Source organism: Sorangium sp. So ce836, from assembly GCF_028553905.1.
In the GTDB taxonomy this organism is placed as follows: domain Bacteria; phylum Myxococcota_A; class Polyangia; order Polyangiales; family Polyangiaceae; genus Sorangium; species Sorangium cellulosum_D.
Window position 1 is genome coordinate 8,826,829 of record NZ_CP102233.1, and the last position, 23,172, is coordinate 8,850,000.

Genomic DNA, 23,172 nt, shown 5'->3' on the forward strand with positions numbered 1-23,172 from the left:
CGCCCGCGGCGGCTCGGTGGCCCGCCGCTCCTGCTATGCTGAAGCCGTCGAGGAGACCATGACGGACCAGAGCCTGCTCGAGCGCATCACCGCCCAGGCCGAGATCGTGGACGGAAAGTCAGTGGTGCGCGGCACTCGCCTCACAGTACCGTTCCTCTTGGGTTTGCTCGTCCACGGTGCCACCGTGGACGAGATCCTCGAGGAGTACGAGGGCCTGACCCGCGAAGACATTCAGGCCTGCCTGCTCTTTGCCAGCCGCTCCCTGGAGCAGACGAACGATCCGGAAGGCGAAGCCGACGCAGACGCCCGCTTCTGGGCGCGGATGTCGCCGGCCGATCGCGTCCTCGCCGCGTGGGCGCTGAGCCAGGAGATGCATGCCCTTGCCCACCCCGATGCTCCCCCCGCTGAGCCCGGACTGTCGCGATCTATTGTACGAGTGATCCGCAACTGAGGCGGCTCAGGCGGGGCGCTCGCTCACCTCCTCCGGGCCCGCCGTCCCCTCCGTCCCCTCCGGCTCCTCCCCGCCGCCGCTCCCGCCGCTCTCCCCGCCCTCGTCCCCTTCACCGCCCCTCGGCGCCTCCTTCCGCGACCGGCCCACGTTCGGCCGGCCCGCCGCGAACAGCGACGGGAACCGCTCCTGCGCGCGCGCGCTCTTCCGCCACAGCCACAGCCCCGCCGCCCGCACCTCGTCGTAGCGCTGGAAAAGCAGCGTCCAGACCCGCACGTACCGGTCGTAGGCATCGCGGGCCTTCGGCGTCAGCGCCGTCGACAGCTTCTGGATCATCGCGCCGGCCAGCTCCCGCGCGCGCGCCGCGTCGCCGGCCCGGTAGAGCTTGCTGTCCGCCTTCACCACGTCGGCGCAGAGCTCGTAGATCCGCGCGTAGCCGAGCAGATCGTTCGCGAGATCGCGGTGCCCCGTGCCCGGCCGGAGGCGGTCGAGCTCCGGCTTGATCGCGGGATCGTCGCCGAGCTGGTACTCGCACAAGGCCTGCATGCGCGCCTCGACCTCCATCGCCTCGGTGACGAGCGCGACCGGCAGCCGCGCGTCCGTCGCGAGCGCGCCGGCGGCCCGCGCCTCGGCGAGCGCGTGGAGCGCGGCGAAGCACGCGAGCTCGAGCTCGTCGAGGAGGGAGATGTCGAACTCCTCCCGGGGCAGCCGGGCGAAGCGCGCCCGCACGTCGGGCGAGGACACGAAGCCGACGACGCCGAGGGCCGCATACGTGGCGGCCTCGACATCCATCCTCACCGTGACGAGCTCGGCCTCGGCGAGGCCGTCGAGCGCCGGGGCGAGCGCCTCGAGCGCCTTCTTCCCGGCCAGCGGCGTGTAGATGGGTGGCGCGTACGGCGGCTCCCCGGAGGCCACGGCGGTCAGGGAGCGCTTCTTCGTCTTCATCGCAGCAGGCATATCTCCTCCTGGAATCTCCTCGAACAGGGAGGCTGTCGGTTGAGCTCGACCCGAGCCGCCGCCTCGCCGCGCGCGCGGCGCGAGCGGACGATGGACCAGGGCCAACGGGACGGAGCGCGTCGCGAGAACGGCGATCCGTCGCGCGGCGTGCTTCTGTCCCGTCGACGAGATCAATCGGGAGCGCGACCCCGATCGGGTCACGGAAATCGACCACGGACGCCGTCGTTTTCTTGTTCTTGTCCTGCTCGGAGCCGGCAGCTTCGAGAGATCCGCCGGCGCGAGAAAAAGCCGGCGATGTTGTCCGCCGCGGCGGTCCAGCCGAGGTTCGATTCAGCTCGCGGCTGCCGGCACCCCCCGGGCTGAAAAATCAATTCTCCCCGGAGCCTCTCGACAGCCTCCGGGTTGGATTTCAATCCTCCCGGAGCCTCTCGACAGCCTCCAGGTTGAATTTCAATTCTCCCCGGAGCCTCTCGACACCCTCCGGGCTGAAAATCAATTCTCCCCGGAGCCTCTCGACACCCTCCGGGCTGAAAATCAATTCTCCCCGGAGCCTCTCGACAGCCGCCGGCTACATCGTCAGCACCAGCTTGCCCACCGTCTTGCCCGACTCGATCGCCCGGTGCGCGTCCGCGGCCCGATCCAGCGGGAACGCCGTCACCAGCGGCGCCGACAGGCGACCCTCTTCCAGCCAGCCCGCGAGCCGGTCCATCGCCTCGCGCAGGATCTCCGCCTTGTGGAACAGGTACGACAAGTTGAACGCCAGCACGCTCTTGTTGTCGTTGCAGAGATCGAGCGGGTTGAAGCGCGGCATCCGGAGGAAGTCGACCGCGAGCTTCGGGTAATTCGGGCGGCCGCCCTGCCGCGGCAGCATCGTGTGGAAGCCGTACACGACGAGCTTCCCCGCCGATGCCAGGTGCCGGTAGCTCTGCCGCAGCGTCTCGACCCCGTTCGCGTCGAGGACCACGTCGTAGCCCTCGGGCGCGTGCCGCTCCGCCGCCGCCCAGAGCGGCTCGCTGCTCTTGTCGATCACCGCGTCGGCGCCGAGGCGCCTCGCCGGCTCGACCTTGTGCGCCGCGCCCACCACGCCGACCACGCGGCAGCCGGCGATCTTGCCGAGCTGCACCAGCGCGCTGCCCACGCCGCCGGCGGCCGAGTGCACCAGCAAGACCATGCCCGGCCGCAGCCGCACGAGCTCGAACAGCGCGTAATACGCCGTCATGAACACCGCCGGGAACCCCGCCGCCTGCTCCGGCGTGAGCCGCGACGGCAGCGGGAAGACCTGGTGGCGCGGAACCACGACGCGCGAGGCGTAGCCGCCGAAGCGGACCACGCCGATGACGGGCGCCCCCGGCGCGAGATCCGCGACGCCCTCGCCGAGCGCGGCGACCGTGCCCGCGACCTCGAAGCCGGGCGTGATGGGCCAGCCGACGTACTTCTTCGCCGACTCGTAGAGGCCCATACGGACGACGCAATCCGCGTAGTTGACGCCCGCCGCCTGCACGTCGACCAGCACCTCGCCGCGCCCGGGGACCGGGTCGGGGTGCTCCTCGACGCGGAGCTTGTCGTGGCTGCCGGGCTCGTGGACGACGATCTTGCGCATGGGCACCTGCTGGGCTGCCGTGGTCTCACCACGGATCGCGACGGCGAAAGGGACGGCGACGGAGACGGCGGCCGCGGTAGTACACCGATCGGGTTCGAGAAGGAAAGGCGCAGCGGACGCGCTCGCGACGCGCGCCGCACGGCTCGAGACGCGCTCGACGCTCGCACGAGAGCGGCCCGCCCCTGGCCTCGCGGGTTCTGCTTGACAGGCCGAGGTCGCCTGGCTCTCCTGGCCGATGGCCACGTCGCGCGCACCCCCAGGTGAACCCTTGAGCCGCATGTTCCTCGCTTCCTTCCACGAGCCGCTCGAGCTGCGCTCGGCGCTCGGCGCGACGGACCTCGGCGACGGCCTCGCCGTGACCGATCCCGACGCGATCGAACGGCACGTGCGGCTGCTCCTCGAGGACCCCTCCAACCGCTACAGGCTGCTGCGCGCGCTCGAGGACGACGCGCTGGAGCTCGCCTTCCCGCCCGACGATCACCAGCTCTGCCTGCTGGTGACGCGGCGCCTGTCGATGGGCACGCTGGTCCTGGTCCGCCGGCGCGAGCTCTCGCGCGAGATCGCGCGCCTCGACTCGCCCCCGGCCCAGAACGGCGAGCGCCAGGCGGCCACGGAGGAGAAGCCGCCCGAGGCGAAGCCGAAGGAGGCCGAGGCCAAGGTCCGCGACTGGAAGATCGAGTGCAAGCACCACGCGGCCGGCTCTCGCCCCTTCTTCGAGCGCGGCGCGCTGATCCAGGTCGTCCCCGACAAGGGCAAGACCAAGGAGTCGGTCACGGTCCACTGGCGCGACGACTACCTCGGCAGCATGCCCCCCTCGCTCCCGCTCACCACGTCCGGGCACCCGGAGGCCAAGGCGAGCCAGTCCGGCGCGAGCGCGGGGTACACGGCGTACAAGGGCGAGGTCGCGTACCTCGGCGAGCTGAACGAGCTGCGCTTCCCCTTCCCCCCCTTCTGGCGGGCGCTGAACGAGAAGACGTCGTACACGTTCGGGGCGGGGCCGCGGCCGGTCAGCGTCGAGGTCTACAATCCGCGGCAGTTCAAGCTGGAGCTCAAGTTCCCTCCGCTGGAGAGCTTCAAGGCCGGCTACAAGTACACCGCGTCGTCGCAGTCGATCGAGGGAGATTCGCTGTCGAAGCTCTCGATGACCAAGAAGAAGACGGTCAAGGAGAAGCTCGAGGTCAGCGCGGAGGGCTGGAAGCCGTCGACCTTGAAGATCGCCTCGAGCTCGTCGACGCACACCACGACCACGACCGGCGGGAAGACGACTCGGAAGCACGAGCCCGAGTCCGAGACGAGCACGAAGCTCGCCGACGCGATCGTGCTGAGCCGCGACGGCGGGGCGCTGTCGATCGACGCCGCGAAGGTCGTGGGGAGCCTCCTCGAGTTCATCAAGGAGGGGCTCGGCATCATCAAGACGATCAAGAGCTACGCGCCGCAGGTCGGCTGGTATGTCGATCTCGAGATCCAGGTGATGCAGGGCGGGCTCGCGGCGGAGTGGTATTGGCAGGAGTGGCAGGATCACCGCGTCTTCCGCTACATCGACGTCAAGGCCGCGCTCGACATCTTCAGCATCACGTTCGAGATCGGCGTGGGCGTCAGCGCCTACAGCTTCAAGCTCCAGGTCTTCGGCCAGGTCTCGGGCTCGCTCGGGGTCGAGGTGAGCGGCACCCGGTACAAGCCCGACGGCGCGCCGGGGGCCGCGCTGCAGGGCAAGGGCAGCATCGGCGGCGCCCTCGGCGCGCGGGCGGAGGCGGGCTATTTCTTCAAGTTCAACGCGAAGATGGAGACCGCGCTCGAGGTCGATCTGACGCTCGGCATCAACCAGCCGAACCGCTCGCAGATCGTCAGCATCGACGGCGGGTTCGTGTGGACGGGCATCGAGTGCACCGCGACGGGCTCGATCGGGATGTGGGGCATCGGCGGCACAAAGAAGTGGAAGGGCACGCTGGTCCCGAAAAGCGAGCGGCTCCACGTCGAGTGGCCCAGCCCGAAGGAGTACAAGCCGCCGTTCATGAGCCGCGACGCGATCAAGGCGGTGCTGGCCAAGGTGCTCTCGAACAGCTGGGATATCCGGGTCTTCACGCCGTCCGGGAGCGCGTTCGTCGCGGACAAGGCGTGGACCGTCGACGAGATCGCCGGCGCGCTCGCGGCGCGCATCGAGCGCGACCGCGCGTTCCACCGCACGCCCGAGATGGTCGACGCGCTCGCGAACGCCGTCCGCCAGGATCTCGACGCGCTCGGCGACCGCTGGGGGCGCGACTGGATCGAGGCCGATCGGTTCAAGGCGTACCTCGACGGCGCGATCGACGGCCGCAGCCTCCAGAAGCACCTGGACGACGGCGCGAGCCCGCTCCGGAAGCTCGCCGGCTGAGCCCGCCGAGGCGCGGGGCGACAGGGGCGCGGCGCGGTAGAGGCCCGTTCGAACGATAAGTTAACCTAACTAACGATGAGCTTTCCCATCTACCACCTCGAGACGAAGGCGGAGCGGTGCCGGGTGCGCGTGCGGCTGAACGACGTGCCCGTCGTGGAGCTCTCGGCCGAGGGCGAGCAGCCCGAGTGGTTCGCGCCGCCGATCAACCTGTACCTCGTCGCGGGCGCGAACCGGCTCGACGTGGAGGTCTCTCCGCTGCCGCGCGACGACGGCTCCCCCGGCGACCTCCGGGGCGTGGAGCTCGAGGGCGCGGTGCGCGTCTACGGCAAGGGCGACGCGGTGGCGCCGGGCGAGGGGCCGGTGGTGCTCGAGATCGCCGTGATGCGCGAGCTCGCCCGGCGGATGCAGGCCGCGGACGAGCGCGGCGAGGAGCTTCCGATCCCGCAGGCGTTTCGCTTCGCGTTCGACGGCGCGGGGCCGGACTTCACGGCCGAGCTGACCGGCGGCGAGCCCGTGCCGGACGAGGAGGCGCTGCGCGACTACGCGATCCGGCTGCGCGACCTCGCGCGCGCGGGCGACGTGGACGGGCTCGTGGCCGAGATGGAGCCGAAGGTGCAGGCGTACGCGGCGGCTTACGACGACGACGCGGGCGCCATCCGGGCGAGCCTGCGCGGCGTCCTGCATGCCGAGTACGCGCCGCGGGGGTTCGTGACGGACTTCGAGCGCGAGGACGTGGAGCTCGCGCCCTGCGCGGGGGGGAGGCTCTGCGAGCTGCGGCGGCCCGGGGGAGAGCCGCTGCTGGAGACGCCGCCGGACGCGGACGAGAGCACGTTGCAGATACCGATCGTCGTCGGCAGCCGTGGCGGCGCGCTGCGGGTGGTGCGATGAGAACAGCGGGGGCGAGCGCGCGTCGAGGCGAGCGGCGGCAGGCGCGCGCTGAGGCTATTGCGCCGTTCCGGCCGATCGGAGATCCTGCCGTCTGATGGGGCATCCCGCGGTCGACAACCAGACGCCGTGGGCCATGGAGCCCCTCTTCCTCGCCGACGAGGAGGGCCGCCCGCTGCTCGTCGTGCTGGTCCAGGCGACGTTCACGCTGCACGCCGTGCGCGGCCTCGAGCGCGCCGAGCAGCAGCCGCCGCCGAGCCTCGCCGGGGAGCTCTGGGGCGCAGACGCCGCAACGTCGAGCTACCGGATCGAACCGGCGTTCGCCTTCTTCAAGCCCGCCACGGATGTGGTCCTGGTCGGCCACGCGCAGGCGCCGCGCCATGCCGTCCCAGAGCTCCAGGTGGTGTTCCGCGTCGGCCCGGTCGGGAAGGCGGTGCGGGTCTTCGGGGATCGGGCGTGGGTGCGGAGCGGTGGAGCGCTGGTCGCGTCGCGACCGCGGCCGTTCGACCGGATCCCGCTCAGCTACGAGCACGCCTTCGGCGGCTGGGACGTTGGCCACCCCGATGCGGAGAGGCGCGCGTTCGAGCCGCGGAACCCCGTCGGGATGGGCTTCCGCGCGCCGGACGCGGCCGTCGAGGAGGGGCTCCGCCTGCCGAACATCGAGGATCCGGACGAGCCCCTGCAGCGCTACGGTCAGGCGGTCGCGCCGGCGGGCGTGGGGTTCGTCTCGCCGGACTGGCAGCCCCGGGCCGCGCTGGCCGGCACCTACGACGAGGCGTGGTCGAAGGAGCGGATGCCGCTCCTGCCCAGGGACTTCGATCGTCGGTTCTTCAACGCGGCATCGAAGGGGCTCGTCGCGCCGGGGTACCTGAGGGGCGACGAGCCGGTGCTGGTGGAGAACGCGTCGCCGCTCGGGAGGCTCTCGTTCCGGCTGCCAGGGCTCGTCGCGCCCGGGTGCCGGGTGGGGCTCGCGCGGCGGGACGATGCGCAGGTGGAGCTCCGGCTGGACACGGTGATCGTGGACACGGACGTCGATCGCGTGCTGCTGCAGTACCGAGGGCACGTCGCGCTGCAGGACGGGCCGCACGACGTGCGCGCGATCGCGATCGAGGAAGATCTGGGCATCGTCCGGCGACAGGTCCCCTCGGGGTGGTCCAGAGAGCGGGCGCGGCCTCAGTGAGGCTTTCGTCGTGAGGAGATGGCGATGGGCGTGACGGTCGGCGTGAACATGATGTCGGTGGTCCACGCGAAGAGCAGCGGGATCACGATGGCGTTCCCGGACGTGTGCAAGACCCCGGCGCCGCCAGCGCCGCCCGTGCCGATCCCTTACCCGAACGTCGCCAAGAGCGGCGACACGTCCAAGGGCACGAAGAAGGTGAAGTGCGACGGGGAGTCGGTCTGCGTCAAGGACTCGAACTTCAGCACGAGCACCGGCGACGAGGCCGGCTCGCTCGGCGGGATCGTGTCGGGCAAGACCAAGGGGAAGGCGGAGTTCGTGAACTTCTCGTTCGACGTGAAGTTCGAGGGGAAGAACGTGGCGCGGGCGCTCGACCTGATGCTGCACAACGACAAGAACACGCCGCCGTTCCCGGTGGTGCAGGGGCCGGTGGTGGTGGTCCTGCCGGCGGGGCAGTCGCCGAAGCGGGAGTGCGCCGTGTGCGAGAAGGAATACTGAGACGGGGATCGGCGACCGATGGGGTACCACGCCGCGGCGGCGATCATGGGTTCCGGAGCGTGCACCTCGCTGGGCGGCGCGGAGCGCGCGGCCGCAGCGATGCGGGCCGCGATCAACCGCGGCCACGAGATGCCGGACTGGCCCTACAACGACGCCGCGACCAACACGGAAGCTCTCCTCGTCGGCCATCCCGCCTCCGGGGTCACCGACGGATTCGAGGGGCTCGGCCGGCTCGTCCGCCTGGGCGCCGCCGCGCTCATGGACCTTCGCCCGCTCCTCGAGGAGCGAGGCCTCTCCTCGCGCCGCTCCGGCCTCTTCGTCGCGCTCGCCCCCCGCGACGCGGCCGCGGAGCGCGGGCTGGACGACGATGGAGAGGAGCCCACATCCGCCTTCGCGTCATGGGCGGAGCGCTTCGCGCAGCGTTGCTGCGAGCAGAGCGGCATCCCGGCGGCCCCCGAGCAGCGGAGCTACTTCGCCGGGCGGTACGGCTTCGCCCGCGCCCTCGCCGCGGCCATCGACGCGCTCCGCGGACAGCGGCTGGATCATTGCCTGGTGGGGGCGTGCGACAGCGAGCTCGATCCGGACCGCATCGATGCAGGCCTGAGCTCAGGCCGGATCAAGACGGCCGACAACCCGGCCGGCTACGCGCCCGGCGAGGCGGCCGTCTTTCTGCTCATCGAGCGCGCCACGGCGAGCCCGCGCGGGCGGCCGCCTGAGTCGCTGCTGCTCCCCCCCTCGTTCGCCGAGAGGGCGGACGCCGCGGTCGGGGTCGCGCTCGCGCGGGCGCTGACCGCTGCCCTGGGAGACGAGGGAGGCGAGGAGGCCCGAACTGGGACCGCCTACGTCGATCTCAACGGTGAGGAGGCCCGCGCCGCGGAGTGGGGCCACGCGCTGGCGCGCCTCCACGGGCGCTCGGCGCTGCACGCATGGCGGCACGTCTTCCCGGCGGCGTCGTTCGGGGAGACGGGCGCGGCGGCAGGGGCGCTCGCGACGTGCGTGGCTGGCCGCGGGCTCTCCCGCGGCTACGCAGGGCGGCAGGCGCTCGTCGTCCTCTCGGACCGCGAGGGCTGCGCTGCAGTACGGATGTTGGTTCCGGAGACGCGCTGACATGAGCCAAGACGCACACGCGGACAAACTCGCCAAGAACAAGGCCGTCCTCGGTCGCCAGGGGAACAAGCACCGGGAGAACGGCCACAGCCACATCAGCGGCAACGGCGGCAAGCGCGCGGTCTACGACGATCTGATGACGATCCGGCGCGGGCTGAGGATGCACAAACCGAGGCCGATCGTGCCCAAGGACAAGAGCGTGCAGCCGTGGAGCGACCAGCACGCGGAGGGGTACACCTTCAAGCATTTCAAGGCCGCTGGCGCCAATACGCCCTACAGGAACCAGGCGCAGCACATGATTCCGGTCGAGTTCTTCAGCGTCAAGAGCATCGGCGCGGACGAGCTCGCCGTCATGCAGAAGGTCGACTACGACATCAACAACGGCGAGAACATCATCTTCTTGCCTGAGCACGCGAGCAAGGTCGTCATCCACCGGCTGCCCAACCACTGCGGGTCGCACCCCGTCTACAACCGGGTCGTCAAGACCGAGGCGGCGAGGCTCCGGCAGCGGCTGCAAAAGGCGATCGACAAGGACAAGGACCACACGGAGTGGAACCCGCCCGAAGACATCCCCGCTGAGCTCAAGAGCCTGCAAAAGTCGCTCTGGAACCTCACGGTGCGGATGGTCGGGGTCGGCCTCTCGAACATCAACGAGCTCGAGAAAGGAAAGCTCGCTCCGAGCGCGGGGAGCTGAGCGCCGGAGATGCGCTTCTACGTCTGGACCTATTCGGAAGCCGACCCTTCGCTCGCGTGGATCGACGAGCTCCCCGACGGCATCGCCGAGAAAGGCTACCTGCTGAACGAGGGGGCGCCGTGCGCTGGCTGGTTCCCCGCGGACGCGGCGCTCGGGATCTCCGACGAGTACGGCATCAAGCTGCCGGACGCCATCCCGAACACCGCCCTGATCCATGTGGTCTCCGACAAGCTCCGCAAGACCCTGGATGAGCGCTCCGGGGCGTCGATCGAGTTCCTGCCCGTGAGGATCCTCGACAAGAAGCGGCGGCCCGACAAGCGGACGTACCAGGTCATGAACCTGCTCGGGAGCGTCGCGTGCCTGGACAGGTCTCGCTCCGATTTCGACGCGAGCCATATCGTGAAGGACCAAGTGGCACGCTTCAGGACGCTGGTGCTGGACGAGGCCCGGATCGGCCCTCACGCAAGGCTGTTCCGCCTGGCCGACATGCCGGATCTCGTCCTCATCCGCGAAGACCTGGCGGCCGAGATCCAGGCCGCGATGTGCACCGGCATGACGTTCCAGCGCGTCGAGGACTACGGGAGCGAGTACAGGGACCTCTAGCTTCCTCCGAGACAGGGGGACCTGCCGCTCCAGGCGGGCCGTGAGCGGATCGGTCCTCCTGGCGCCGAGATCGGAACCAGACACATGCGGGTACGCCTGGTCAGAGAAAACGCGCTGTTCCTGCTCGATGAGGCTTCGGAGCGGCTGGCGCTCGAAAACCCGCCGGCGGTCACGCTGGAGCTGCTCCATGAGGCCTCGCGGCTCCACGTCCTCGCCGCGTTGAGCAGCCTGCTGTCGGAGGCGGACACGCGCGAGTTCCGGGATCGGCTGCTCCAGGCTGGCGAGGCGCGCGCGCAGCTGCTTGCGTTGGCTCGACAGCAGGCGCTCCGCCGGCATCGCCTCCGCTGCGCCAGCCTGCTGGATCCGCTCTTCGGCTGCGTCGCCGTCGGCGCCACGGACGTGGCGCGACGCATCGCGGAGCTCGCACCGCAGCAGCCGATCGAAGGCGAAGAGTACGAGGACGATTTCTGGTACGCCCACGCCCTGCACGGCCTGGTGCGCGGGGCGGCGAGCGAGCTCCCCGCCGCGATCGAGCGGTTCGAGGGAGCGCTGGAGGGGCTGCGCGCACCGCGCCTGCTGGCGCTCAGAGGGCTCTCGGGCCGGGACCAGGGATGCTTCGATGCAGGGATCGAGCAGATGATCGAAGAGCGCGGAGAAACCTTCGAACGCAAGCGGGGGACGCTCGTGCGCGATGCGATGGGCTACGCGACCGAGCGGCACATCTTCCTGGAAGGGGCGGCGCTCTTGGTCCTGGCGGAGGCGGTCGGCCTCGAGACGCGGCGAGAGTACCGCTTCATCCCGCGCATCGCGCGGAGCTGAAGAGAACGCGCCGAGATCGCTCCAGCGTCCCTATCGACGATGGAGCTCGTGCCACGCGGGCGCCCTCACCTCCTGCACGCCTCGCCGCGCGCCGCGCAGGCCGAGCTCCACCGCCGCCGCCGCCCTCGCCGGCTGGCTCCCCCGCTTCAGCACCTCCTCGAGCCACGCCACCTCCATCGGCCTCCCCAGGAGGTACCGCGTCCCCCGCTTCATCTCCCTCCCCCGGCCCCCCCACCACGCCGCGATCTTCTCCCGATCCGGCCACGGCAAGCTCTCGTCCGGATCCATCGCGACGTCCTCGTCGTCCGGATCGTCGCTCGGCCCGCTCCGGAACCCCGCCGGCGGCGCCCCCCGCAGCTTCGCCTCCTCGAGCCCCACCCCGGTGATCATCGTGAACGCCCCGCCCGCCATCCGCGCGAGCTCCGGCGTCCCCATGCAATCGAGGACCCACGGCATCAGCGCGGGATCCCCGAGCGCCGCCGCCCCCGCGAGCGCCGCGCGCGCCCCCCGCGGCGCCCCGGCGAGCGCGCGCAGCCACGTCGACGCCACCGCCGGATCCATCCGCCGCATCGTCATCGCGCACGCCCGCTCCGCGAGCGGCCCGCCGCGATCCACGATGGCCCCGAGCACCCGCAGCGCCGCCGCGTCGCCGAGCACCGCCGCCGACCACGCCGCCGCGAAGCGGCACGCCTCGTCCTCGCTGCCCAGCGCGCCCCGCACCTCGTCCAGGAGATCCGCCCGCCCGAGCTCGCCCACGGCGCGCAGCGCCCTGGCCCTGAGGCGCAGATCGCTCGACGTCACCGCGTATCCCAGCGCCGCCCCGGGATCCTGCCGCTGCACCGCGCACGCCGCGATCCCGATCGCGTACAGCTCCGGCCCGACCCGGTGAGACAAAAGCCCCGGAAGGATCGACCGCGCCTTCGAGAACGACACCCAGCCGAGCGCCGACACAAGCGCCCGCGCGAGCGCCGGAGCGGCCCCGCCCACGTCGAGCACCTCGGCGATGCCCTTCAGATCCCGCCGCTCGACCGCGAGCACCATGGGCGCGAACAGGCTCCCCGGCTCCTCTTCATCGATGGCCGCCCTGCAGATCTCCCACCCCGCGTCGCCCGCGAGCCGGAGGCCATCGACGTGCGCCTCCAGGCGCTCGTCGAGCTCACCGAGGCTCTCGAGATCATACAGCGGGTCCAGCACCGCCGCGTCCCGGTACGACCACAGGAACGCCGCCTCGGAGGCGTGCTGCTCGACAACGTCGGCGTCGCTCGTCGAGATCAATTGATCTGCACCGAGCCGCCCTGGATCCGGTTCACCCCGGAGGACCGCGTGAGCAAATAAGCGCCGCGAATCAGGATCTTGCCGGCCCGCGTCAGCGTGATGCTGGCCTTCCCGCACTGGAGCACGATCTCCTTCTCCGCGGTGAGCACCAGCCGCTCGCCGTCCGCCGTCGCCGTCGCGCCGTCGCGCCTCGCCGCGCTCGCGCCGTCCCCCGCCGCGTGCATCCGCCCCATCACCACCGGCCTGTCGCGCCGACCGCCCTCGAACAGCAGCGCGACCTCCCGCCCCTCGTCCTCCGGCCCGAGCGCCGTCATCGAGCGCGCAGGGACGCCCGCGCCGCCTCCCAGGACGGCCGCCTCGACGAGCGGATCGCCGTTCTGCCCGAACCCCACGATCCGTCCCACCACGACCCCGTCGATCGGCCCGGCCTTCGCGGCCTCCGCTGCGGCGCGCTCCTCGTGCGCCGCGACGACGAGCTCGAGCAGCCCCTCCGCGCCCTCGAGCGCGTCCGCCTCACCCGCCGCCCCGTCCGCCCCCGCCTCGCCGGAGGCCGCCGCCTCGCCGCCCTCCTCCTCGATCAGGATCACCTCGCCGCCCTGCTCCGCCGCCGGCGCCCGCCCATCGTCCCTCATCGCCCTGCTCCTCTGCTCCCGCTCGCCTCGAAGCGCCCGCGATCCCCTGCCCGCCTCAGTTCACCCCGACGTTGCTCCCCTTGATCTTCACGTTCCCCGAGGCCTCGACGTTCACCGCCCCCTCGCTCTTCACGTCGAGCTTCTTCCCCTCGACCCGGACCGGGCCCTCGCCCTTCACCGTGATCTTCTTCCCCTGCACGGTGACGTTGCCGTTCTTCTCGATCGTGATCGTGGCGTCCCCGCACTGGATCGCGAGCTTCTCGCCGATGATCATCGTCTTCTTCTCCTTCACGTCCTCCTTCGCGCTCTTCCCGATGGTCACCGTCATGTCCTTGCCCACCGTCAGGGTGTAGCCCTCGTCCACGCTCGTCGACTTGCCCTTGGCGACGCTCTCCGAGCTCGAGCCCCCCACGGACTCGCTCTTGTCCTCGCCGATCGACGCGCTCTGGCCCTTGCCCACGTCGATCGACTGGCTCCCCGAGACCGACTCCGTGTGATCCCCGCCCACGCTCACGGCCCTGTCGCCCCCGACCGAGAGGGTCTCGTCCTCGCCGATCGTCTCGGTGTGGGTCTTCGCGACGTCGATGCTCTTGTGGCCGCCGATCTCCTCGCTCTGATCGTTCCCCACCACCTTGCTCCGGTCGCGGGCGACATCGAGCATCTCGTCGTTCCCGATCCACTGCTTCTTGTCGTGCTCGATCGCGATGTTCCAGTCCTTCTGGCCGTGCAGGAAGATCTCCTCCGAGCCCTTCTTGTCCTCGAACCGGAGCTCGTTGAACCCGCCGCCCCCCGTCGAGCTGTTCGACTTGAGGGTGCTCTTCGTCTTCTCCGCAGGGAGCGCGTAGGGCGGCACGTTGGTGCCGTGATAGACGCTCCCCACCACGAGCGGCCGGTCCGGATCGCCCTCCAGGAAATCGACCACCACCTCGTGGCCGATCCGCGGCAGAAACACCGCGCCCCACGCGGCGCCGGCCCAGATCTGGCTCACGCGGATCCAGCACGAGCTCTGGCCGTCCTTCTTGCCCTCCCGGTCCCAGTGGAACTGGACCTTGATGCGGCCGTGCTCGTCCGTATAGACCTCCTCGCCAGGAGGACCGACCACGATCGCCGTCTGGATCCCCTTGATCGTCGGCCATGGCGTCACCGACGGCGGACGGTAAGGGACGTCGGAAGGGATGACCTGAAACCGGTTCCCGTACGCCGGGACGTCGCTGTCGGTGACGGCGTCCACCACCGGCTCGTGGCCGTGATGATGCACGGAGACGAGCAGATACTCGCGGTTGAAGGCGTCGCGGCCGTGCTCCGCGAGCGTGAAGGTCTGGCCCGGGACGAAGCGCGGACAGACGCTCTCGCCGCTGCCCGTCCTGCGCGAGGTCTGGAGCTGCTCGAGCCGGATCTTGGCGAGGCTCGAGCCCGCGCCGGGCGCGTCGTAGTCGCCTGGATAATCGTAGACCTCGAGGTCGTCGTCCGCGTCCGCCTGGGCGTTGCTCTCGAGCGACAGGCCGGGCTTCTTGAAGTTGTAGTCGCGCAGCGTCACCTTCCCCGACCGCACCCGCTCGACGTACCGGAAACGGGAGACGTGCTCGCCCTGGAACAGCGCGCCGAGCTGCGGCCGGAACACGACGGTGCCCTCCCCCGCGATCGGCCCGTGCGCAGAGGGGCTGTCGGCGAACACGAGCACGTGGCCGCCCTCGCCGTGCTCGAAGTAGTAACAGATGCCCTCCTCCTCGAGCAGCCGCGAGACGAAGGCGAAGTCGCTCTCCCGGTACTGCACGCAGTACTCCCGCGCGCGGTAAACCCCGCTCAGCAAGAAGCGGTAGCCCTCGCCCGGGATCCCGGCCGCGCGCAGCACCTTCTCGATGATCTCCGGGGCGGTGAGCGCCTGGAAGATCCGGCTGTTCCGGCGGTGCTTGAGGCGCGCGACGTCGGGCACGATCGTGGCGTGATAGGCCGTGAGCCGCTTCCCCTCCTCGCCCTGCTCGAAGCTCGCGACCACGCCGTGGACGAACCGGGGCTGCTCGCCGATCTGAAAGGTGAGCAGCGCCGGCTTGCCCACGACGTCCGTGAACGCGATGTCCTTCTCCGGCGAGGCGACGAGCACATCGAAGTGGAAGAGCTCGGAGATGCCCTCGCGCCCCTCGAACCGCGTCACACGGAGCTCGTGCTCCAGTCCGTCGACCTGAAACAAGTGCATGGACTCTCCCTTGAGCAGACTCGAGCCGAGCGGATGCGCGGGCGGACCGCGGGCAGCATTCAGCCGGATGCCATCCTACGTGCGACGCCCGCTCGACCGCAATGGACGACGGCCCTCGACGCCGGCGAGACGCCGCGATGACCGAGGGCGCGCCGGTCGAGCCGCGCGCCGGGACGGCGCCGCGCCGCCATTTCCGGTCCCGCTAGATGGAAGCCAGATCGACGTCGGCCATCGCGGCGAGGAACTGTGCGCCGAGCCCCTTCGGCAGACCGCGCGCATCGCCGACGCCGGGCGGCTGCACGAGGGGCGGCGCCGCCTGGGCCTGCGCCACGGCGGGAGGCGCCGGCGCGAGAGGCGCGGGCGGGGCCGGAGGCGCGCTCGATGAGGCGGGGCGGCGCGCGGGCTCGGCAGCGGCGGCGGCCGGCGCTCGCCGGGCGTCGAACGGCGTCGCCGCGAAGGCGATGGCCTTCGCTGCCTCCTCGGCGCTGAGCGCGCTCGTCTCTCCGAGTAGCTCGCGGGCGCCGTGCCGCGCGGGCGAGGACGCCGCTGCGCGCGGGGCGGCGGCCGGGTGCGACGCCGCCGGCGCAGCGGGGCGAGGCGCAGCCGCGCGCGTAGGCGCGGCAGGCGCGGCAGGCGCGCGGCGCGCGCCGAACGGCGTCGAGGAGGAGGCGGCCACCCTGGCCGCCTCCTCGAGGCTGAGCTGGCTGGTCTCCCCGAGCACGGCGGTCTCGCCGGGCGGCGCGGTCTCGCCACGAGGCGTAGCCTCACCACGCGGCGCGCTCTCCCCGCGCGGAGCAGCCCCCGCGACCGGGGCCGCCTCCGCCGGCGCATCGCTCTCGCGGGCGCGCGGCGCGGGCCCCTCGGAGCGATGCGCGGCAGCGGCAGCGGGCGCAGCCGGCGGCGCGGCGCTCGAGCGCGCCGCGCGGGCCGGAGCGCGCCACGGATCGAACGGCGTCACCGGCGCCGCGACCACCCTGGCCGCCTCCTCGAGGCTCAGGTGGCTCGTGCCCTGCAGCGCGCCGCCCCTGTCGCCTCGCCGCGACGCCGCCTCGGGCGGCGCGGCGCCCGCGGCGGACGCGCCGCCGGCGCCGAACGGATCGGCCCACGCCGCCGGCTGCCCCGGGAGCTCCACGCCCGCGAGCACGCGCAGCGACGCGAGCTCCGCGGCCTCCACGGGCCGATGGCCACGCCACACCACGGAGCAGCAGCGCCGATCCACGTCGACGTGCACGGTATCGGCGCGGAGCGCGATCGGCTCTCCAGCCCGCGGCGCCGCGCCCTGCCTCCGGTAGAGCCGCGCTGCGCCGCGGGCCTCCGGCAGCTGCGTCCGGAGCTTCGGCCGCTGCGCGAACATGCCGCCGAGCACGATCCACTCGTCGCCGCGCAGCGCGCCGAGGCGCTGATCGGCCGGCGCCGCCTGGAAGTAGCTCCCGTCGAGCCCCTCGGGGATGTCGAGCCAGAGGCCCGCGAGGCGGCGCGCGTCGACGCCGCCGAGCAGCCGACTGCGCGGCGGCGACGCGCGGGAGAGCGGCCCCATGCCGTCGATGCGAACATGGGAGCGACCCGCGCCGACGCGCGCGGAGCCGTCGAGCTGCGCTTGCTTGTCGATGCGGACCTGGCCGCCCTGCACCACCGTGAGCCGGACCATGACCTCCGGCGACGAGAAGCCCGGCGGCAGCTCCGCGTGGCCGGTCACCACGACGTCACACTGCGCGCGGTACGGCGCGAGGTCGCCCGCGGTGCGAAGCCACCGACCCGACGGATCCGGCTGCTCGTCCGGCGCGACGGGCTCCGGCTTCACGAGGGACATGCGCCCCTCGGGGACGAGCGCGAACGTCGCCTTCACGACGATGGTGACATGGAGCTGGCCGCGCAGGAGCCAGGTGACCGTCGCAGCCTCGGCAGGACCGAGGGGGGCGATCGCGACGTGCTGCGTGGATGGGCTCATCGAAGCTCGACGCAGCATGCCTCACGACCCCCCCGGGCATCCAGCGACGAGTCGCGCCCCCGCCCGGGTCGTTCACGAGGCGATCTGCCGGCTGCTCGGGCCGCCGGGTGATCCGACCCTGGCTCGAGCTGATTCATAGGGTTTACTCATGCGGAGGTTTCAGTACTCTCCGGGCGACCTTTGGTCGTTGTCGGCGAGTCCCGAGGCTCGCCGATGTTCTTGACGTGGTCGGGTCCAGCCTGACCAGCGAGGTGTTCTTCATGAAGAGCTTGTCCGCGATCGGTGCCCCTCCTGGAAGTGAATGGAGGCGCGGGGACGCGCTGATTGGTCGTGAGAGCGAGCCGAGTCAGGCCCGGTCGTCCGGGGTTTCTGCCAAGCTCGTGTCCGTCGATGGAGGCCGACGGCTGGCGGGGCGCTCCCATCGGCGCGTTGCGCGCGTCGCCTCCGTTCTGCTGGCGCTCCTCGCGAGCGGGTGCACCAGCGAGGACGCACCCCCTGGTACGAGCGGCGATCAAGGCCCCGGCTCGGGCACCGGCGGCGACGGCGGCACCGGCGGCGACGGCGGCACCGGCGGCGACGGCGGCACCGGCGGCGACGGCGGCACCGGCGGCGACGGCGGCACCGGCGGTGACGGCGGCACCGGCGGCGCCGGCGGCGACGGCGGCGCCGGCGGCACCGACCCGGATAGCTCGGTGGCCCCCAACAAGAACCCGCAGTTCCGCTGGTTCGAGTACGAGGGCAAGGACCCGGTCTATCAGGAGTTCACGGCGGGGGAAGGCGAGTACTCGAACCCGATCCTCGCAGGGTTCTACCCTGATCCCAGCCTCTGCCGGGTCGGGGAGGACTACTACCTCGTCAACTCGTCGTTCTCCTACTTCCCCGGCGTCCCGATCTTCCACAGCCGCGATCTCGTCCACTGGACGCAGCTCGGGCACGTGCTCGACCGCCCCTCGCAGCTCGACCTCGACAGCCAGGCGATCTCCGAGGGCATCTTCGCGCCGTCGATCAGGTACCACGACGGCGTGTTCTACATGGTCACCACGCTCGTCGGCGGTGGCGGCAACTTCTTCGTGACCGCCACCGACCCGGCGGGGCCATGGTCGGACCCCATCTGGCTCAACAGCGTCGACGGGATCGACCCCTCCTTCTTCTTCGACGACGACGGCAAGGCCTACGTCGTCAACAACGGCCCGCCGGCTGGCGCGTCGCTCTACGACGGCCACCGAGCGCTCTGGATCCAGGAGTTCGACGTGGCGACGCAGAAGATGGTCGGCCCGCGCTCGGTGATCGTCGACGGCGGCGTCGACATCTCGAAGAAGCCGATCTGGATCGAGGGCCCCCACGTCTTCAAGGTGGATGGAACCTACTACCTGATCGCCGCCGAGGGCGGCACAGGCGATCAGCACTCCGAGGTGGTGTTCCGCAGCGCCTCGGTGACCGGCCCGTATGAGCCCTACGCGGGCAATCCGATCCTCACGCAACGCCACCTCGATCGCAACCGGCCTTTCCCGGTGACCTCCACCGGCCACGCCGACTTCGTTCAGCTGCCGAACGGCGACTGGTGGTCCGTCTTTCTGGGCACCCGGCCCTACGAGGGCGATCTCTACAACACGGGCCGCGAGACGTTCCTGATGCCCGTCCGGTGGGTCGACGGCTGGCCGGTCATCACGGCAGGCACCGAGACGGTGCCCTACGTGCACGACGCCCCAGCCCTGCCGCCGCAGCCGGCGCCGGCCACCCCGACGAGCGGCAACTTCACGTACCGGGACGACTTCGACGGCGACGAGCTCGCCCCGGCCTGGAACTTCATCCGTACGCCCGTCGAGCAATGGCACGATCTCACCGTGTCGCCCGGGTGGCTGACCTTGAAGGCGCGCCCTGCCCACCTCGGGCGGCGCGAGCAACCGTCGTTCGTCGGCCGGCGGCAGCAGCACGGCTGGGCCTCCGCCTCCACGGCCATGAAGTACCTGCCATCAGCGCCCGGGGACGCGGCGGGGCTGGTCGCTTTCCAGAACGACGACTTCTATTACTTCCTGGGCGTCACGCTGGCGGACGGCAAGCCGGTCATCCAGCTGCAGAAGAAGGCCGGGAGCAGCGCGAACGGCGAACCCCAGGTGATCGCCTCGGCTCCGCTCGATCTCTCCGCAGGCGCGCCCATCCACCTCAAGATCGAGGCGCAGGGCCCCGCCTACAGCTTCTCCTACGCGCGTGAGCCCGGGGCGTGGGTCAGCCTCCTGGAAGAGGTCGACGGGAAGATCCTGAGCACGCAGCAGGCCGGCGGCTTCGTCGGGACCTACATCGGCCTTTATGCCTACACGGAGCAGCCGTGAGCCGATCGGCGCGAGGTCTGCCTTTGAGCCGATTGAACGGGTGACGAGGTCGACCGGCCCGGACGCTCCTCCGGGCCTGTGCTAGACCGCCGCCCCCCATGCGCATCGCGCTCGTCTATCCGCCGACCTGCGACCCCACGGCGCCGTACCTCGCGGTGCCGATGCTGACCGGCTTCCTCCGCGCGAACGGCGTCGAGGTGCTGCCCGTCGACGCGAACGTCGAGGCGTTCGACGCGCTCCTCACCCAGGACCGCATGGCGGGGCTCCTCGACCGGCTCGAGGCGCGCCTCGGCGAGCTCGACCGGCGCGCCGCGCTCCCGCACGCCGAGCAGCTCGAGTACCTGGCCCTCGCCCGCGCGCGCGGCGACGCGCACGCCGTCCCGGGCGCGGTCGACGCCGCCAAGGCCACGCTCCGCGCCGAAGGCGGCTTCTACGACCCGGACGCCTACGCCCGCGCGGTCGCGACGATCGAGGCGGCGCTCGGCGTCGTGTCCGCCACGCACCACCCCCTCAAGCTCGACTTCACGGCGTACCGGACGCCGTTCGGCCTGATGTCGATGGACGAGATCGCCCGGTCGAGCCGCCCGGAGCACGATCCGTTCGACGCCTGGGTGCAGCAGGCGCTGGTGCCCCGGCTCCGCGACGCGCGCGCCGACGTCGTCGGCCTCTCCGTGTGCTTCCCGGGCCAGCTCCAGCCCGCCTACGCGTTCGCGCGCAAGATCAAGGAGGCGCTGCCCGGCGCGCACGTCACGTGCGGCGGCCCCGGCGTCACGCAGCTGCTCCTCCGGCTCTCGGGCGAGCGGCTCGCGCGCGCCCTCGGCCCGTTCGACTCGGCGTGCCTCTTCGAGGGCGAGCACACCCTGCTCGCGCTCGCGCGCGCGCTCGACGAGGGCCGGCCGCTGCGGGACGTGCCGAACGTCGTGGCGCGCGACCGGCTCATGGGCGCGCGCTGGACGCCCGGCCACGGAATGGAGGACCTGAAGGCGCTCCCGGCGCCCGACTTCGATGGGCTCCCGCTCGGGGCGTACCTCGCGCCGGCGCTGGTGCTCCCGTACGACCCGACGCGGGGCTGCTACTGGGGCAAGTGCACGTTCTGCCATTACGGGCTCGCGGAGGTCGGCACCGCGGCGTACCGCGAGCGCGCCGTCGAGACGATCGTGGCGCACCTCGGGGCGCTCGCCGCGCGGCACGGCACCCGCCACTTCTACCTGTCGCAGGACTCGGTCGCGCCGAAGACGCTCGTGAAGATGGCGCAGGCGATCCTCGACGCCGGCCTCGACGTGCGGTGGGCGACCGACCTCAAGCCGGAGAAGTACCTCACGCGGGAGCGCGCGGACGTGCTGCGCCGCGCGGGCGCCGTCGCGTGCGCGCTCGGCGTCGAGTCGGCGTCGCCGCGGGTCCTCGGCCTCATCGACAAGGGCGCGCCGGTCGAGGTCGTCTCCGACGTCATCGATCACCTCGCGTCCGCGGGCGTGGCCGCCGAGGCGATGTGCTTCACGGACTTCCCCACCGAGACGCACGCCGAGGCCGTGGCGACGCTCGATTTCCTGCGCGAGCGGCGAGAGGCGCTCGCGGTCTACATCGTCGGCGAGTTCGGGCTGACGCACGGCTCGCTGGTCGCGCAGGCGCCGGAGCGCTTCGGCATCGACGAGGTGTTCGAGCAGGAGGGCGACGAGCTCGGGCTCGGCCTGTTCTTCGTCCCGCGGGAGCCGTGGAAGACCGACGCGGAGCGCGCCGACGTCGACGAGCGGCTCGCCGACCTGTCGCGCGGCTGGACGCTGCGCAGCTATCCGTGGGCCGGCGCGGTGTCGACGGCGCACACGATCCTCCAGTACGACCGCTTCGGGCCGGGCGTCTTCCGGGAGCGGGCGGCGCGGCGCGCCGAGGGCGGCGTGCCCGGCGCGACGGCCATCGAGCGCGGGCTGCGCTTCGATCCGCGCGCGGCCGAGCAGGCGGAGGCGCGCGAGGCGGAGATCTGGGCGACGCTCGTGCACGAGGAGCGGCGCGTGGGGCGCGACGCCTACGAGCGGCTCGCGCGCTCGCTGCCGCCGCTCCGGCCGAAGCCGGTGCGCGTCAGGTTCGTCGCGGGCGCCGCGCCGGCCGTGACGTCGGGGCGGCGCCCGTCGCACGCGGCGAGCGCGGCGCGCTGAGCGCCGGTCGGGCGGTCAGCCGCGGTGGCTGACCTCGACGAGCACGCCGCCGGGAGCGCGCGTGTAGAACACCGGCCCGCCGCGGACGTCCCGCAGCGGGGACACGTTCTCCGCGTTCGCCTCCCTCATCCGGTCATACGCCTCCTGGACCGCCGCCTCGCTCTCCAGCAGGAAGCCCACGTGGAACTGGGCCGGATAGCTGGTCGGGTCCCCGGCGCGCAGCCGGCTGATCACGAGCGTGAAGCCGGCCTCGTCCTGCAGGATGGCGAGGGCGTCGCGCCCCTTCTCCCGCTGGCATCGGAAGCCGAAGAACCGCTCGAAGAACTCGCTGGTCTCCCGGACGTCGGGTACGCACAGATCAAGGTGGTTGAGATGCATGTCGGGTCCTTTCAGGGGGTTGAAAGGTCGGGACCCACCATGCGCGACCCGTCCGGCGCCGGCGTGTGCCGGCGCGCGTTCCCGCAGGATGCTGGTGATGGAAGTGCTCGCCCATGGATGCCCCGACCAGGCGCAGCGCAGACTGCGTCCTGCTCGTCGTGGGTCCTGGCGCTTGTGCGTCGGACAGAGCTCCCTTGCGGGAAGCGACCGGGCTCACCGAACCGGTCCGCCTTTTTCGACGTGCCTCTATCAAAGCGCAGGGTGGCAGGTGCGTCAAGCCGGGCGTACGGAGCAGCGCGGGTCAGGGCTCTCGCGGGTGGCGCTCCGGCTCGAGGACGGTCGCCGTCACCCGCGCCCGAGCCTGAGATGGGCTCACGTCGGCTCCCGCCAGTTCTCCAGAACCAGGGGGTAACCGGCGGATTGAACACGGCGGTAATCCGACGTGTTGCCTGTCACGAGCGGCAGCCCGTGATGAATCGCCGTCGCGGCGATCATCGTATCTGGTACGCCGATCGGCGTGCCGGTCCTCTGCAAATCGGCCAGGACGCGGCCAGCGAGCTCGGCCGCAGTCGCGTCCAGGAGCAACACCTCGCTCCGATGCGCCATCTCCAGGAACCGCCTCGTCTTCTCCTCTGCCTGCCGCAGCGCGTAGCCGGCGACGACCTCCATGACAGAGATCACGGAGAACGTGAAACGGCCATGAAAGCCGATGTACGAGCGCGCGTGCGCCACGACAGCCGGGCTCTTGGCCTTGGTGATCTCGGACAGGATGTCCGTGTCAAGGAGCGCTTTTCTCACCCGCTTCCTCCACGTCGCGCAACCTGGAGGAGCGACGATTCTCCCGGACGACCTCCATCATGGCGTCGACCGCTTCGGGGTCGTCGGCGAAGAGCCCGATCAGGGACGGTGCTGCCTCTGCCTCGCGTGATAGCTCCTCGCCAGCGGATCCATCCGCGAGTTCATGGACCACGCGTTCGATGAGCCGGAGCCGCTCCTGGACCGGAAGGCCCTGGATTTCCTGGAAAATTCGCTCCACGTCGGTCATCGTCGACCTCCTGCTCAAGCCCACCGAGGCCCAGCGTAGCGCGACGCCGGTACCCCAGCGT

General features: G+C 71.5%; 19 protein-coding genes and 1 pseudogene. 11 read left to right on the forward strand and 9 right to left on the reverse strand.

Annotated features, from left to right (window positions below; translation table 11 throughout):
- Positions 1-58: 58 nt before the first annotated feature.
- Positions 59-274, forward strand: a pseudogene (locus tag NQZ70_RS53520) (DUF433 domain-containing protein); the annotation flags it as partial.
- 183 nt (positions 275-457) lie between these two features.
- Here the strand turns inward: NQZ70_RS53520 and NQZ70_RS31915 are convergent.
- Together NQZ70_RS31915 and NQZ70_RS31920 are read right to left on the reverse strand one after the other, a co-directional pair.
- Positions 458-1,393, reverse strand: a complete 936-nt coding sequence (locus NQZ70_RS31915; RefSeq protein WP_129577598.1) for a hypothetical protein — start codon at positions 1,391-1,393, stop codon at positions 458-460.
- Between the two features lie 580 nt (positions 1,394-1,973).
- A complete protein-coding gene (locus NQZ70_RS31920; protein ID WP_207217540.1) occupies positions 1,974-3,005 on the reverse strand; it encodes a medium chain dehydrogenase/reductase family protein in 1,032 nt (343 codons plus the stop codon).
- A gap of 277 nt (positions 3,006-3,282) precedes the next feature.
- On the opposite strand from NQZ70_RS31920, the gene NQZ70_RS31925 reads away from it, so the two are divergent.
- From NQZ70_RS31925 to NQZ70_RS31960, 8 genes are all read left to right on the forward strand, one after another.
- Positions 3,283-5,376 (forward strand): hypothetical protein, encoded by a 2,094-nt coding sequence (locus NQZ70_RS31925; RefSeq protein WP_207217541.1) that lies wholly within the window; start codon positions 3,283-3,285, stop codon positions 5,374-5,376.
- 75 nt (positions 5,377-5,451) lie between these two features.
- Complete coding sequence (locus tag NQZ70_RS31930; RefSeq protein ID WP_129577601.1) at positions 5,452-6,264, forward strand: hypothetical protein; 813 nt, start codon at positions 5,452-5,454, stop codon at positions 6,262-6,264.
- Positions 6,265-6,358: 94 nt separating this feature from the next.
- A complete protein-coding gene (locus NQZ70_RS31935; RefSeq protein WP_129577602.1) occupies positions 6,359-7,441 on the forward strand; it encodes a DUF2169 domain-containing protein in 1,083 nt (360 codons plus the stop codon).
- Positions 7,442-7,465: 24 nt separating this feature from the next.
- Complete coding sequence (locus NQZ70_RS31940) at positions 7,466-7,936, forward strand: DUF4150 domain-containing protein (protein WP_129577603.1); 471 nt, start codon at positions 7,466-7,468, stop codon at positions 7,934-7,936.
- A gap of 45 nt (positions 7,937-7,981) precedes the next feature.
- On the forward strand, positions 7,982-9,043 hold the full coding sequence (locus NQZ70_RS31945) for a hypothetical protein (protein WP_129577604.1): 1,062 nt from the start codon (positions 7,982-7,984) through the stop codon (positions 9,041-9,043).
- A 1-nt stretch (position 9,044) separates the two neighbouring features.
- Positions 9,045-9,737 carry an AHH domain-containing protein gene (locus NQZ70_RS31950; RefSeq protein WP_129577605.1) on the forward strand — a complete coding sequence of 231 codons (693 nt, stop codon included), beginning with the start codon at positions 9,045-9,047 and terminating at the stop codon, positions 9,735-9,737.
- A 9-nt stretch (positions 9,738-9,746) separates the two neighbouring features.
- A complete protein-coding gene (locus NQZ70_RS31955) occupies positions 9,747-10,340 on the forward strand; it encodes an imm11 family protein (RefSeq protein ID WP_129577606.1) in 594 nt (197 codons plus the stop codon).
- Between the two features lie 84 nt (positions 10,341-10,424).
- Positions 10,425-11,159 carry an Imm49 family immunity protein gene (locus NQZ70_RS31960; protein ID WP_129577607.1) on the forward strand — a complete coding sequence of 245 codons (735 nt, stop codon included), beginning with the start codon at positions 10,425-10,427 and terminating at the stop codon, positions 11,157-11,159.
- 30 nt (positions 11,160-11,189) lie between these two features.
- Here NQZ70_RS31960 and NQZ70_RS31965 read toward each other — a convergent pair whose 3' ends face one another.
- The 4 genes from NQZ70_RS31965 to NQZ70_RS31980 all read right to left on the reverse strand — a co-directional run bounded on the left by NQZ70_RS31965 (position 11,190) and on the right by NQZ70_RS31980 (position 17,208).
- Positions 11,190-12,434 carry a TIGR02270 family protein gene (locus NQZ70_RS31965; protein WP_129577608.1) on the reverse strand — a complete coding sequence of 415 codons (1,245 nt, stop codon included), beginning with the start codon at positions 12,432-12,434 and terminating at the stop codon, positions 11,190-11,192.
- Complete coding sequence (locus tag NQZ70_RS31970) at positions 12,431-13,066, reverse strand: DUF6484 domain-containing protein (RefSeq protein WP_129577609.1); 636 nt, start codon at positions 13,064-13,066, stop codon at positions 12,431-12,433. Before NQZ70_RS31970 ends, NQZ70_RS31965 begins: the two co-directional genes overlap by 4 nt.
- Positions 13,067-13,121: 55 nt before the next feature.
- Positions 13,122-15,260, reverse strand: a complete 2,139-nt coding sequence (locus NQZ70_RS31975) for a type VI secretion system Vgr family protein (protein ID WP_129577610.1) — start codon at positions 15,258-15,260, stop codon at positions 13,122-13,124.
- A 202-nt stretch (positions 15,261-15,462) separates the two neighbouring features.
- On the reverse strand, positions 15,463-17,208 hold the full coding sequence (locus NQZ70_RS31980; protein WP_165374278.1) for a DUF2169 domain-containing protein: 1,746 nt from the start codon (positions 17,206-17,208) through the stop codon (positions 15,463-15,465).
- Between the two features lie 380 nt (positions 17,209-17,588).
- Between NQZ70_RS31980 and NQZ70_RS31985 the strand changes: the two genes are divergently transcribed.
- Both NQZ70_RS31985 and NQZ70_RS31990 read left to right on the forward strand, forming a co-directional pair.
- Positions 17,589-19,538 carry a glycoside hydrolase family 43 protein gene (locus tag NQZ70_RS31985; protein WP_207217542.1) on the forward strand — a complete coding sequence of 650 codons (1,950 nt, stop codon included), beginning with the start codon at positions 17,589-17,591 and terminating at the stop codon, positions 19,536-19,538.
- A 98-nt stretch (positions 19,539-19,636) separates the two neighbouring features.
- The gene (locus NQZ70_RS31990; protein WP_129577613.1) at positions 19,637-21,688 is read left to right on the forward strand and encodes a B12-binding domain-containing radical SAM protein; all 2,052 of its coding nucleotides are present in this window, start codon (positions 19,637-19,639) and stop codon (positions 21,686-21,688) included.
- Between the two features lie 15 nt (positions 21,689-21,703).
- Here the strand turns inward: NQZ70_RS31990 and NQZ70_RS31995 are convergent, their stop codons facing one another.
- The 3 genes from NQZ70_RS31995 to NQZ70_RS32005 all read right to left on the reverse strand — a co-directional run bounded on the left by NQZ70_RS31995 (position 21,704) and on the right by NQZ70_RS32005 (position 23,111).
- Positions 21,704-22,066, reverse strand: coding sequence for a VOC family protein (locus NQZ70_RS31995; protein WP_129577614.1), 363 nt, complete (start codon positions 22,064-22,066; stop codon positions 21,704-21,706).
- Between the two features lie 372 nt (positions 22,067-22,438).
- Complete coding sequence (locus tag NQZ70_RS32000; protein WP_129577615.1) at positions 22,439-22,864, reverse strand: type II toxin-antitoxin system VapC family toxin; 426 nt, start codon at positions 22,862-22,864, stop codon at positions 22,439-22,441.
- On the reverse strand, positions 22,845-23,111 hold the full coding sequence (locus NQZ70_RS32005) for a hypothetical protein (RefSeq protein WP_129577616.1): 267 nt from the start codon (positions 23,109-23,111) through the stop codon (positions 22,845-22,847). The genes NQZ70_RS32000 and NQZ70_RS32005 overlap by 20 nt, the downstream gene beginning before the upstream one ends.
- Between the last annotated feature and the right edge of the window lie 61 nt (positions 23,112-23,172).